We start from the raw sequence: 13,094 nt of genomic DNA, 5'->3' as shown, positions 1-13,094 counted from the left end.
TGAAGGCAGTCGTGTGGCACACAACCGGAACGACTCAAGTGCGAGGCGTAGCTGATGAATTGACGGCGCCGCACACAGGTCGACGCCGGGTATTCGGTGGACATGCGGACCTCCACCTCGCACCAGGGCGCGACGACAATCTGCAGGAGTGTTTCGTCTCCTGACCCGCGTCTTCGGTCGTGGCTGCGGCGTGCGGTGGCTTGGTGGTGTCGTCTCCAGGCGGACCGGGTCAGTGCGTGGGTGAAGGCGTCGCGAGGCGGTCCGGGCGAGGGCCGGAGAGCTGCGAGAAGACGCCGATTTCCGCCACGGTGCGCGGGTTGAGGCCGGCGGAAGCGTGTCCACGGCCTCCTTGTCGGTGCCGGTGGCCCGGACGGCGAGGAAGGCGTGGGCGGGCACGGCGAGGGTGATGTTCCGCAGGACGTGTGCTCCACATGGCCGATCGAAGTTGGTCAGTTGCGCCCGGCACTCGCAGAGTTGCGCCGAGAGCCCGGCCCGCTGCCCGGTGCCGTGGAGGACTGATCCATGCCCGACCGACTGGCCGTCGGCCCGCGAGTGGCGCAGATGCGGCTCGCTGGTGTCGACCACGCGTACGGCCGCCCGTTTCCCTGGCTCGCGGCCGTCGCCGCTGCTTTTGTTTTCGTGCAGTTGGTGCTGGTGGTGCCCGGCTCGGGGCTCGGCTGGGACGAGACCGTCTACGTCAGCCAGGTCAGCCGGGACGTCCCGGCCGCGTTCTTCAGTGCGCCCCGGGCTCGGGGGATTTCGTATCTGGTCGCGCCCGTGGCCGCGCTGACGTCCTCGATGGCTGCGCTGCACGTGTATCTGGCGCTGTGCTCCGGATGCGGGCTCTTCCTCGCCCTGTGGGTCTGGCGTCCTCTCCTGCCGCCCGCGGTTCTCGCCGGGGCGGGTGCGATGTTCGCCGGGCTGTGGATCACCCTGTACTACGGCCCGCAGGCGATGCCCAACCTGTGGTGCGCCTTGGGGTCGTTGGCCGCCGTGGGGTGCTTTCTACGAGCCGTCAGGGAAACGGCCGACGGCAAGGCGCTCGCCGGCCTCGGCGCCGGTGTGGCCCTGGTCGCCCTCATGCGGCCCCCGGACGCCTGCTACCTGGTCCTGCCTCTGGCCGTGGCAGCCCTGGCGGTCCCGGGCCGGCGACGCCCGGCCGTGGCGACCGTGCTCGTGGCCGCCCTTCTCCTCGGCTGCGCACCGTGGATCGTCGAAGCCCATCTGCACTACGGCGGCGTTGTCGCCCGGTTGCACCGCGCCGGCGAGATTCAGGGCGGCCTGGGCCGGCACCTCGCCGTCGACGATCAGATTCGAGCCCTCGACGGGCGGACTCTGTGCCGTCCGTGCGAGGTGCCCTGGAAGGACCCGGTCACCGCGGCGTGGTGGTTCGCACTCCCACTGCTCACGGCGGGCGGCATCGTCGCCGCCCGCGCGCGCCGCCCTGCCGCCGTCCTCGTGACCCTCGTCGCGGCGTCCATGGCGACGCCCTACCTGTTCATGATCGACTACGCTGCCCCCCGTTTCCTGCTTCCCACCTACGCTCTGCTGGCGCTGCCTGTCGCCGAGTGCCTGCGCGCTCTGTTCACCTCCACCCGCCCCGGATGGCGGCCGTCGGTCGGCGTGTTGCTCACGCTCGCCCTGGCCGGTCACTTCGCCGTCCAGTACTGGGTACTCGGCCATGCCGTCGCCCGCAGCCGCGCGGCGCGGCAGGAGTACACGGCGATCGCCGACCAGCTGCGCCTTCTGGGAGTACGCCCGCCGTGCACGGTCACCGGTTTCGACGCGGTACCGATCGGCTACTACGCCCGCTGCGCGTCGCGACAGGTCGGCGGCCACGACGGGAGTATCACAGCCGACGGTCTGCGCGCGGCAGCGCGTCGCACACCTGTCGCGGTGATTGTGGCTCCCGGGCACAGGCCACCCACCTACGCCCGGGCCTGGCGGCCCGAGTCCCTGCCACCGCTGCGCGGGAGCACAGGCCTCTCCGTCTACGTGGCGCCCACCGAACCAAGGGACGGCGCCCCGTCAGAAAGGCTGCCCCCATGATGCAATCCCCGGGTGCCGGCCTGCACTTGCCTCATCTTCCGTAGCGGCGCTCGGTGATCGATCCGGCCGACGCGAGGCCTCGCAACGGACTCAAGGCCGACGCGAGGCCACGCTGAGGGCCACCCTGGGAAGGGGGAAACCGCCGTGACTCTGCCTACTGGATGCCAGGGATCTCGCGGGCCTTGAACGCGGCACGGACCGCGTCCGCCGCGCTCTTGCCGTACATGCGTTGCGCTGTCGCAATCGTCGTCAACGCGGCGTCCTCGAAGCTGGTGTCGGGTGCGAAGCCGAACTGAGCGTTGACGATGATGCGGTCGGCGACCCTGGCGCCGAGCGCCCCCCGGATGTCCAGGAGCGCGCGGGACCAGATCTCACCGTCCGCGTGCACCTCGCCCACCCGGTCCCCGTACACCTTGTTCCCGTCGATCCGGCGCAGGCAGTGCGGGGCAGCGCTGTAGGCGACCGAGTCCCAGTCGGCGACGCACGCCAGGTCGGCCTTCAGGGGCCAGCCGTACCGGGCGTCCGCATGGGCGCCGACCTCGACTGCCAGGTAGTCGCCGAAGGCCTCGCCGATCGCCCCGGCCTCCGGGGAGGTGCCGAAGCCGGGCACCTGGGCGTTGTGCACCGCGTGCCCGTACTCGTGAACGATCACCTCGGCGTCCTCGGCATCGTCCACGCCGCCCTTACCGAAGCGGATCTCGGCCTTCTTGTCGGTGAAGAAGGAGTTGTCCGCCCCCCACTGGTTGATACGGACGGGCTGCGCACGGTTGTTGGCGCCGGGCAGTTCGCTGCCGAAGCCGAGGCCCTGCAGGTACTCCTGTGCCTCGTTGACCCAGAAATAGGCCATGACCTGCTCGAACTGGTCGTCGTGCCGGGTGTACGTGCCGACGTCGGCGGTCTTTGCGGAGGCACCGGTGTCCGACCTGATGTACGCCCACCGTCCGGAGAGTCCGCCACTGCCGTCGAGATTGCGCAACGCGGCGGAGGCATAGCTCGAGGCGGGGACGGCGTCGGCCGAGTCCTTGGCGTCGGAGAGCGACTGGTCGCCCGAGGACTGGACGGGGTTGACCATGAATACCCGGGCCTGTGGTTCGGCCGGGGCAGGGACGGCGCCCGAGGCCGAGGCCGCTCCGGCCGGAGCGAGCAGAGCCACGGTGGCGGTGGCCGCGGCGATCAGGCCGCGGGGTGTGCGGCGAGTCATGTACATCCTCCCGTGCTGAGATGTGGTGCGGTCGTGTGTCGAATTGCGGGGGATGGCGTGGTGCGAGCGTGATCCTTGCGCACCGGCCCTTCTTTGGCCAGGCCTTGAACGCGTTTGCGACTCACAGCGGCGAGGGCCCCCACCGTGCGGTGGCGCTCCGTTCGTGTGCCGGGACGGTGGGCGTCAGGTCGCCGTTGGGAACGCCACGTACAAGCGGCGGTCATCGCGGCTCAGTTCCACGAGCATGAGGATCCGCATCACTGAAGGGCAGGGCTTTTCCGGCGGTGTGTCGGTGGCTCTACGGATCGCCGGCGACCATCACCGTGTACGGGCGACGGCCCCGCGCGTCACGCTCGACCCCCAACTGCCCGGCACGTTCCGCCGGATCGCGAAGACCGCTGCTTCTGCCGTCCGCCGCGACCGACACGGTCCGCGTCGACGTGCGCGACGATCGCGGCCTCGGCCCCGGCCTCGGCAGCCGGCCAGCCGGGGCTTGGCACGCCACACAACCAGACCCTTCACCCATGCCTGGCCGGGCGAGCACCGCTTCCGGACCGCGCTGCCTCACACACGGCTCACGTGATCGATCACTTCTGTCATGTCGCCGATGCCCTTGATGCGCAAGGAGCCGCGGGACATCGGCTTCCACCATCTGGCCACCGGGGTCCACCACGCCGTCGCGTACGGTGACCTTCACCGTGGTCCCCAGGACGATTCCGGCGCCGAAGCCCGGCGCGATGCTGAGGCAGACCACGGTTTCCGGAGCCTGTGCAGCGCAGAGGGCCGCCTCGCTCAGCGCCGCGAGATCGGCGTTATACCCTCGGCAAGCCGGGACAGGAACACCGCCACCAGGACATCAGGGATGTTCGACGGAGCCCGAGATTGCTGGGACGAGTGGCGCACCCCCTGCAGGTGGTCCACGGGTACGTGCCCTGCGTCGCCGCCGGATCCCCCGGCTGACGCGGGAGCCGGCCGCAGTGGAGTCGGCTCCGGAACAGCCGGAGCACGGAGACCCGGTGCGCAGTCGCTGGGCGAAAGGCTCGCGCAATCGGCCGGAACGGTATGCGGTTCGGCCCGGTCTCCCGGTCTCAGATCCCTTCGTCGGCCGGCGGGGGCACAGTGATCACGGGGCAGGCTGCCCTGTGCAGCAGCCCGTGCGGGACGGAGCCCAGCCGCATACCGGTGAAACCCTCCCGACCACGGCGGCCGACGACCACAGCGAGCGCATGCTCCGAAGCCTCCGCCAACGCCTCGACAGGATGCCCCCGCAGCACCGCGTGACTCAGGGGAACATCTTGGTAGGCACTGGACCGCGCCGCGGTTGCTTCATGCAGCTGCCTGTGGCACGCCTCGAGCGCAGAGTCCTCGTCGAAAAGCCCTGGCAGCCGCCGCTGCCACACCCACACCGCACGCACGGAGGCGCCTTGCGAGGCAGCGGCCTCCAAGGCGTGATCCAGCGCGGCATCGGCCGACCGGCTGGCGTCCACCCCGACCACCAGGTACGGCGGCTCCTCCTGAGTGCGCCCGGCTTCCGGCACCACGACCACCGGGCAGGCAGCGTGCGCACTGACCGGAATGGTCGTCGAGGCAGCACTGAGCACCTCCCCCAGCCGGCCCAGTCGGCGCGAGCCGAGGACCACCAGCCGCGCGTGAGCGGACCTCCGAACCAGGACCTGGGCCGGATTGCCGTCCGTGATGAAGGTCGTCACCTCAACACCCGGCTGCCGCTCATGGGAACGAGCCGCCGCCTTGTCGAGTGCCTCGTCGCCCAGCTGGCGCAGGGCCTTGTGGTGTGCCGTCTCCTCGACGCCGCGTATGTGATGGGTCACGGGCAACACGGCGTGGACCAGATGAAGGCGCACCCCACGGCGGGCGGCTTCGTCGGCGGCCCAGGCCAGGGCCGCATCGGCCGGCTCCACGGCGTCGATGCCGAGCATGATCGGGAGTGGTTCACTGGCAGCTGTCATGGCTTCCTCCACCTGTCTGCGTGCGCGGGGCAGCAGCCGTGGGCTGCGGCCGCAGCTCATACCTGCACGGTACGCACATGGACGGCGAGGCGGAGGACCGAGCGGCCCCCGTTCAGAGAGCTGTTCCCCAGGGAAAGGGTGAGCTCCAGGGACCTTCGGACCCCCGTTGCGGACTGTTCGGCCCCTGCGTCCGGGAGCGTGGCGCGGTGGACTGGACACGTCGTAACCGCAGGACCGAGGAGGTCTGGGCATGGCTGTACTCGCACGCAAGCAGAAGTTCCCGTTCCCGGATCTGCCGGACTGGTTCGAGGCCTTCCCCACTCGATTCACCATGCCGGCCATGGCCGATCTGCACACCATGAGGATCGAGGAGTTCACCGAGGACGGCCGGTACGTCATTCGAGCGGAACTCCCGGGCATCGAGGTCAAGGATCTGGACGTCACGGTCGAGGACGGCAACCTCACCATCAGGGCAGAGCGCACCGAGCGCGAGGTGGACAAGAATCGCAGCGAGATCCGTTACGGCTCCCTCACCCGCAGTGTCACCCTGCCCAAGAGCGCGGACGAGAACGACGTCCATGCCGAGTACATCGACGGCATGCTGACCGTCAGCGTCGGCCTCGGCGAGGAGAAGGCGGAGGCGAAGCACATCGAAATCAAGCACCCCACGTGACCCGCACCGCGTGGTCGCCCGGACGGACATGCGCTGCCGTCCGGGCGACCCACGTCGGGCCCGGCCGTGGGCACCGTCGCAACACGACCTCCCACACGGTCGTGGCCGTCGCCATGAGGTCCGCCAGGAGCGCACCGCCGCCCGCATATGCCTGCACTGACCCAGAAGTCGTCCGCTGCCGCCGTCCGCCGGCTCGGCAGCTACGACGTCTGGGACAAGCACCAGTTCTCCGCCACGGCTCATGTCGGCATGGACCTGATGAAGTGGCCGAATGCTTGGACTACTTCTCCGCCTCCTCCCGTACCAGGCCCGCAAGCCCCTGCTCCCCGCAACGACCCCGGACAATCCTTTATCCCCGGGAGCGCAGGGCCTCCCACTGCGCTGCGGCACCGTCCAGCAGCATCTCCAGGGCCGTCGGATAGGCGCTGTCGACCATGCGGGTCGCCAGGAGGTGCGCCGCCTCGGCGATCCGGGGGTGTGTGGTGCGCGGCAGGCGGGCGTACGTCGAGCGCCACATGTCCTCGTCGGCGCTGAGACTTTCGCGTGGCAGGGCCAGCGAGGCGGCGTCAAGCGCGGCGAAGGCCAGGGTCTGGTCGATGAAGGCCTGGTAGATCCGTACCGTGTCCGGCAGCGGGAACCCCGCCGTGCGGAGTACGTCGAGGATGGCCTCGTCGGCCGCCAGCTCGTGGGCCCGGCCGGTGACCCGGTTCGCGGTCAGCAGTGCCGCCTGCGGATGCCCGACATACACGGCGTGGATGCGCAACCCGAGGCCCCGCAGATCCGACCGCCACTCCCCCGTGGGCCGCCAGCCTTGCAGGGCCTGCCCGATGAGTGCGTCGCCGATGGCGAGGGTCAGATCGTCCATGCCGCGGAAGTACCGGTAGAGGGTGCTGGGATCGGCGTCCAGGGCCAGGCCGAGACGGCGGGCGCTGAGTCCCGCGCTGCCGTGCTCACGCAGCATCCGCAGGGCGGTCTCGACGATCAGTTGCTCGGACAGCACGGTGCCACTCCTGGTGGGACGGCGCCGCCGTCGTTTCTCCTCGGGCACCACAGCTTTCGCCACTGCCGCCTCCTCGCCGCGCGCCTTATGCCAACACCATTGACCTTATCCGAGCACGCGGCGTTGGATCTCCCGGCAGGGGCGCCGCACCTTCGGTCCGCGCGGGCACGCCCCGTCTCCACAGAGAGGAAGTCCGTGTCATGCGTGTTCTGCTTGTGGGAGCCGGCGGTGTGGGCACCGCGATCACCCGGATCGCGGCCCGGCGCTCGTTCTTCGACGAGATGGTCGTGGCCGACTACGACCTGAGCCGGGCCGAGGCGGCGGTCGCTGCCCTCTCGGACACCGAGGGCCGCTTCCGTGCCGAGCACGTCGACGCGTCCGATCAGGCGGCGGTGACCGCGCTGCTGATGCGGCACGGGTGCGACGTCCTGCTCAATGCCACCGACCCGCGGTTCGTGATGCCCCTCTTCCGGGCGGCGCTCGCGGCCGGCGCAACCTACCTCGACATGGCAATGTCTCTGTCGCGCCCGCACCCCGAGCGGCCGTACGAGGAGTGCGGGGTCATGCTCGGCGACACGCAGTTCGCGCAGGCCGCCGACTGGGAGAAGGCGGGCGCGCTGGCCCTCGTCGGCATGGGTGTGGAGCCGGGGCTGTCCGATGTCTTCGCGCGGTACGCGGCCGACGAACTCTTCGACGAGATCGAGGAGATCGGCATCCGCGACGGCGCGAACCTCACCGTCGACGGCTACGAGTTCGCACCCTCCTTCAGCATCTGGACCACCATCGAGGAGTGCCTCAATCCGCCGGTCGTCTACGAGGCGGATCGCGGCTGGTTCACCACCGCGCCCTTCAGCGAGCCGGAGGTGTTCGACTTCCCCGAGGGCATCGGCCCGGTCGAGTGCGTGAACGTGGAGCACGAGGAGGTGCTGCTCGTCCCCCGCTGGATCGACGCACGGCGCGTGACCTTCAAATACGGCCTGGGCGAGGAGTTCATCCAGACCCTCAGGACGCTGCACCTCCTGGGCCTGGACCGCACCGACCCGGTGACCGTGCCGAGCGCCACGGGCCCGGTGGGCGTGTCGCCCCGCGACGTCGTGGCCGCCTGCCTGCCCGACCCGGCGACGCTGGGCGAGCGCATGCACGGCAAGACCTGCGCGGGCACCTGGGTGCGCGGCACCAAGGACGGCGCGCCGCGCGAGGTCTACCTCTACCACGTGGTCGACAACCAGTGGTCGATGGCCGAGTACGGCTCCCAGGCGGTGGTGTGGCAGACGGCCGTCAACCCGGTCGTCGCCCTCGAACTCCTGGCCACGGGTGCGTGGACCGGTTCGGGAGTCCTCGGCCCTGAGGCCTTCCCCGCCCGCCCCTTCCTGGACCTGCTCAACGCGTACGGCTCTCCGTGGGGCATGCGGGAGCAGTGACCGTCCCCGGCTCACCAGGGGATCCGACGTCCCTCCTCGGTGAGGGCAAGCGTCAGACAGCCGATCCACTCGCCGCTGTCGGGGTACTCCCAGTTGTCGGCGTCGGCCAGGAGCCTCGGCAGCTCCTCCCGCACCATGGGCGTGCCGGGCTGGAATCCGTGCCTCCCGTCGGGAGCGGTCCAGGGAATGACACGGCAGACCTCGATCCAGCCCCGGTCGACGAGGGGCAGCAGGACGGCTGCCAGCTCCGCGGCAGGTGCGGATACCAGTGGCTCGTCCAGGTCACCTCGTACACCGGGCAGGATGTCGATCTCGAACGCGTTGATCATGAAGGCGCGCTCTGCGTCGGAAAGACGGTCGGGAGGGTTCACCGCGGAATCGTCGCACGCACGGTGAACCCTCCCGGCCGGTGGACCTCCGGGCCATGGAGTCCCGGAGCCGGGCCGGGCGACTGCACGGCCCGGGGCCCGGGCGATCGCCCCCGGAGGGTCTAGATGATCACGATCAAGAGGTCGCCCGCCTCGACCTGCTGAACGGAGCTGATGGCCAGTCGGTTGACCGCTCCGGCGACCGGAGCGGTGATGGCGGCCTCCATCTTCATCGCCTCGATCGTCGCGATGGTCGCACCCGCCTCGACGCGGTCTCCGGCTGCGACCGACAGCGTCACCACCCCGGCGAACGGCGCGGCAACGTGTTTCGGGTCGGACTTGTCGGCCTTCTCCGCGGCCGGCAGCTCCGAGGCCACCGAGCGGTCGCGCACCTGGATCGGCCGGAGCTGGCCGTTGAGCGTGGCCATCACGGTGCGCATGCCGCGCTCATCCGCTTCGCCGATCGCCTCCAGTGCGATGAGCAGCCGCACTCCGGGCTCGAGGTCCACCTCATGCTCCTCCCCCGGCCGCAGACCGTAGAAGAAGTCCTTGCTCGGCAGGACTCCGGTGTCGCCGTAGGCGTCGCGATGCGCCTCGAACTCCTTCGCCGGCCCGGGGAACAGCAGCCGGTTGAGGGTGGCCCGCCGGTCCTTCTCCAGTCCGTCGTGGTCCTCGGCGGACAGTTCGGCGACCGGCCTGGGGGCGGCACGGCCCTTGAGGGCCTTGCTGCGGAACGGCTCCGGCCAGCCGCCGGGCGGGTCGCCCAACTCGCCGCGCAGGAACCCGATCACGGAGTCCGGAATGTCGTACGCGCCGGGCTCGGCGGCGAACCGCTCGGGTGGGACGCCCGCGCCCACGAGGTGCAGGGCGAGGTCGCCGACCACTTTGGACGACGGTGTGACCTTGACCAGGCGGCCGAGCATGCGGTCGGCCGCGGCGTACATCGCCTCGATCTCCTCGAACCGGTCGCCGAGGCCCAACTCCCGCGCCTGGACACGCAGGTTGGACAGCTGACCGCCAGGGATCCCGTGGTCGTACACGCGCCCGGTGGGCGAGGCCGGGCCGGCCTCGAACGGCGCGTAGATCCTGCGCACGATCTCCCAGTACGGTTCGAGGTCGCCGACCGCCCGCAGACTCAGCCCGGTCGGCCGCTCGGAGTGGTCGGTGGCCGCGACGATCGCCGACAGCGAGGGCTGCGAGGTGGTGCCCGCCATCGAGGCCACCGCTCCGTCCACGGCGTCGGCGCCCGCATTGATCGCGGCCAGGTAGGTGGCCAGCTGACCGCCGGCCGTGTCGTGGGTGTGGAGGTGGACGGGTAGCTCGAACTCCCTGCGCAGCGCGGTCACCAGCTTCGCGGCGGCGGGTGCCCGGAGCAGCCCCGCCATGTCCTTGATCGCCAGGACGTGCGCGCCGGCCTCGACGATCTGCTCGGCGAGCCGGAGGTAGTAGTCGAGGGTGTAGAGCTTCTCTGCCGGGTCGGACAGGTCCGAGGTGTAGCACAGGGCCACCTCGGCGACGGCCGCTCCGGTCTCGCGTACGGCGTCGATCGCCGGCCGCATCCGGCCGACGTCGTTGAGAGCGTCGAAGATGCGGAAGATGTCGACGCCGGTCCGGGTGGCCTCCTCGACGAAGGCGGTGGTGACCTCCGTGGGGTATGGGGTGTAGCCGACCGTGTTGCGGCCACGCAGCAGCATCTGCAGGCAGATGTTGGGCACCGCCTCACGCAGACGGGCGAGGCGGTCCCATGGGTCCTCGGCCAGGAAGCGCAGGGCCACGTCGTAGGTGGCGCCGCCCCAGCACTCCAGCGACAGCAGCTGCGGCAGAGTCCGGGCCACGGCCGGAGCGACGGCCAGCAGGTCCTTCGTCCGCACCCGGGTGGCCAGCAGGGACTGGTGGGCGTCCCGGAAGGTCGTGTCGGTGACGGCCACCGCGGGTGACGCCCGCAGCCACCGTGCGAAGCCCTCCGGCCCCAGCTCGGTCAACTGCTGCTTCGACCCGGCGGGCGGTACGCCGTTCGCGATGCCCGGCAGTTTGGTCGTGGGGTCGATCAGGTGCGGGCGCTCGCCGTGCGGCTTGTTGACCGTGACGTCGGCGAGGTAGGTGAGCAGGCGGGTGCCACGGTCGGCGGAGTGGCGCGAGGTCAGCAGCTGCGGGCGCTCCTCGATGAACGACGTGGTGACCCGGCCCTCCTGGAAGTCCGGGTCGTCGAGGACCGCCTGCAGGAACGGAATGTTGGTGGCCACGCCGCGGATGCGGAACTCGGCCACCGCGCGCCGGGCGCGTCGCACCGCGGTGGCGAAGTCGTGGCCCCGGCACGTCAGTTTCACCAGCATGGAGTCGAAGTGGGCGCTGATCTCCGAGCCGACGAAGGCGGTGCCGCCGTCCAGCCGGATGCCTGAGCCGCCCGGCGAGCGGTACGCGCTGATGGTGCCGGTGTCCGGCCGGAACCCGTTGGCCGGGTCCTCGCTGGTGATCCGGCACTGCAGTGCGGCACCCCGCAGGGAGATCCTGTCCTGCGCGAGACCGAGGTCGGCCAGGGTCTCGCCGGCGGCGATGCGCAGTTGCGCCTGGACCAGGTCGACGTCGGTGACCTCCTCGGTCACCGTGTGCTCGACCTGGATGCGCGGGTTCATCTCGATGAAGACGTGGTTGCCTTCCCGGTCGAGCAGGAACTCGACGGTGCCGGCGTTGCGGTAGCCGATGCTGTGCGCGAAGGCGACCGCGTCGGCGCAGATGCGGTCCCGGATCGCGGGGTCGAGGTTGGGCGCCGGGGCCAGTTCGACGACCTTCTGATGGCGCCGCTGTACCGAGCAGTCCCGCTCGAACAGGTGGATGACGTCGCCGTGTCCGTCGGCGAGAATCTGCACCTCGATGTGGCGGGGGTCGACGACGGCCTTCTCCAGGAACACCGTGGCGTCGCCGAAGGCGGACTCGGCCTCGCGGGAGGCCGCCTCGATGGCCTCGCGCAGGTGCGCGGGGTCGTCCACTCGCCGCATTCCGCGCCCGCCGCCTCCGGCAACCGCCTTGACGAACAACGGGAAGCCGATCTCCTCCGCGGCCACCGCCAGCTCGTCCACGTCGGTCGACGGCTGCGACGATCCCAGGACCGGCACACCCGCCGCACGGGCCGCCGCGACCGCGCGCGCCTTGTTGCCGGTGAGTTCCAGCACCCCGACACTGGGACCGATGAACGTGATCCCGGCGTCCTCGCAGGCCCGGGCCAGATCCGGGTTCTCGGACAGGAAGCCGTACCCGGGGTACACGGCGTCCGCCCCGGCCCTGCGCGCCGCGCCCACGATCTCCTCGACCGACAGGTAGGCGCGCACCGGGTGCCCTCTCCGGCCGATCTCGTAGGCCTCGTCGGCCTTGAGACGATGCAGCGAGCCGCGGTCCTCGTACGGAAAAACCGCCGCCGTTCCGGCGCCCAGTTCGTAAGCGGCCCGGAACGCGCGGACGGCGATCTCACCACGGTTCGCGACAAGTACCTTCCGGAACATGCACAGTCCCTTCCTGACGTTCGCGACGTGCGCGCCCGACGGGCGCCCTCGTGACTGATGCCCTGTCTACACCCGTACAAGTGCGGCTCGGGTCGAATCGTCACCGGCCGGTCGCTCATCGGCAGGTTCACGAAGGTCTTCATTGAGCGGTCGGGCAAACCACGGCTCGGTGTACACGGTGCTGATCAGCCACGTCCAGCGACCTGCCGCCTGTGGGACGGATCTCCGGGTGGTTCCGGCCGAGCGTCTGCTTGACCATGCGGAACGCGTTCCAGGTCGAATCCGCACAGGAATGCCTGCCGGCGCCGGTCAAGGTCCTCGCCGGACAGACGGTCGAACTGCAGGCGGATCAACGTGTCCTCGATGACGGGGAGTTGCGGCCGTGGACGATCCGGGCCGAGCGGTGGGTGAGCCTGGGGGGATACGGTCCCACGCCATCGTCTGCGCGGGCTCGTAGCGGTCGGTGCGGTGACCTGCCCGGGCGCCCCGTCCAGCCCCTCCCAAGAACCTCCACCGGCGGGCCGCGAAGGAGATGGGACGGGTCATGCGCGGAGCGTCGTAGCCGGCATCCAGGACGACGAGGACGTCACGATCGCCCCCCGACCGGATTTCCCGGTCGAAGCGAAAGCAGCGGAACCCGTCCAGCAGGGCGATGACGGCTTCGGCGACCCAACGCTGGCCTCCCACGCCGAAGCCGTAACCAGTGCGGCGGCGGGCAGCGACCGGCGACAACTGCGCCTGCACCCTCGCAGCTGAAGTCACCCAGGAAGCTCAACCGGACACGACGGTCGCTGTTGGGGACATTCGTGAGCGGAGGCATGCCCCCGTCTGCCTGTGCCGCCCTCGGCCTGCTGCTGGATGACCTCGCCCGGGCGCGTTCCCTCTGCTGTTCGGAGCCGGGGCCGAGGTCTGCACGGG

Annotated in this window: 8 protein-coding genes; 3 read left to right on the top strand and 5 right to left on the bottom strand. The window is 70.5% G+C overall.

Annotation, left to right across the window (positions count from 1 at the left end):
- Positions 1-522: 522 nt before the first annotated feature.
- A complete protein-coding gene (locus OG972_RS35650) occupies positions 523-2,049 on the top strand; it encodes a hypothetical protein (RefSeq protein ID WP_266988641.1) in 1,527 nt (508 codons plus the stop codon).
- A 154-nt stretch (positions 2,050-2,203) separates the two neighbouring features.
- Here the strand turns inward: OG972_RS35650 and OG972_RS35645 are convergent, their stop codons facing one another.
- Both OG972_RS35645 and OG972_RS35640 read right to left on the bottom strand, forming a co-directional pair.
- Positions 2,204-3,250, bottom strand: coding sequence for a M4 family metallopeptidase (locus OG972_RS35645; RefSeq protein ID WP_266988639.1), 1,047 nt, complete (start codon positions 3,248-3,250; stop codon positions 2,204-2,206).
- A 1,088-nt stretch (positions 3,251-4,338) separates the two neighbouring features.
- The gene (locus tag OG972_RS35640; protein ID WP_266988637.1) at positions 4,339-5,187 is read right to left on the bottom strand and encodes a universal stress protein; all 849 of its coding nucleotides are present in this window, start codon (positions 5,185-5,187) and stop codon (positions 4,339-4,341) included.
- 280 nt (positions 5,188-5,467) lie between these two features.
- On the opposite strand from OG972_RS35640, the gene OG972_RS35635 reads away from it, so the two are divergent.
- Positions 5,468-5,890: an Hsp20/alpha crystallin family protein gene (locus tag OG972_RS35635; RefSeq protein WP_266988635.1), complete on the top strand. Its 423-nt coding sequence runs from the start codon at positions 5,468-5,470 to the stop codon at positions 5,888-5,890.
- A 349-nt stretch (positions 5,891-6,239) separates the two neighbouring features.
- On the opposite strand, the gene OG972_RS35630 is transcribed toward OG972_RS35635, so the two are convergent.
- Positions 6,240-6,953: a TetR/AcrR family transcriptional regulator gene (locus tag OG972_RS35630; RefSeq protein WP_266988633.1), complete on the bottom strand. Its 714-nt coding sequence runs from the start codon at positions 6,951-6,953 to the stop codon at positions 6,240-6,242.
- Positions 6,954-7,090: 137 nt separating this feature from the next.
- Here OG972_RS35630 and OG972_RS35625 point away from each other — a divergent pair, with 137 nt between their 5' ends.
- Positions 7,091-8,311: a saccharopine dehydrogenase family protein gene (locus OG972_RS35625; RefSeq protein WP_266988631.1), complete on the top strand. Its 1,221-nt coding sequence runs from the start codon at positions 7,091-7,093 to the stop codon at positions 8,309-8,311.
- An 11-nt stretch (positions 8,312-8,322) separates the two neighbouring features.
- Here OG972_RS35625 and OG972_RS35620 read toward each other — a convergent pair whose 3' ends face one another.
- A complete protein-coding gene (locus tag OG972_RS35620; protein WP_266988629.1) occupies positions 8,323-8,682 on the bottom strand; it encodes a hypothetical protein in 360 nt (119 codons plus the stop codon).
- A 119-nt stretch (positions 8,683-8,801) separates the two neighbouring features.
- The gene (locus OG972_RS35615) at positions 8,802-12,176 is read right to left on the bottom strand and encodes a pyruvate carboxylase (RefSeq protein WP_266988627.1); all 3,375 of its coding nucleotides are present in this window, start codon (positions 12,174-12,176) and stop codon (positions 8,802-8,804) included.
- Positions 12,177-13,094 lie beyond the last annotated feature (918 nt).

Origin of the sequence: Streptomyces sp. NBC_01669, from assembly GCF_026339735.1 — a bacterium.
GTDB classification, from domain to species: domain Bacteria; phylum Actinomycetota; class Actinomycetes; order Streptomycetales; family Streptomycetaceae; genus Streptomyces; species Streptomyces yanii.
This window is presented reverse-complemented; position numbering and strand designations above follow the sequence as displayed.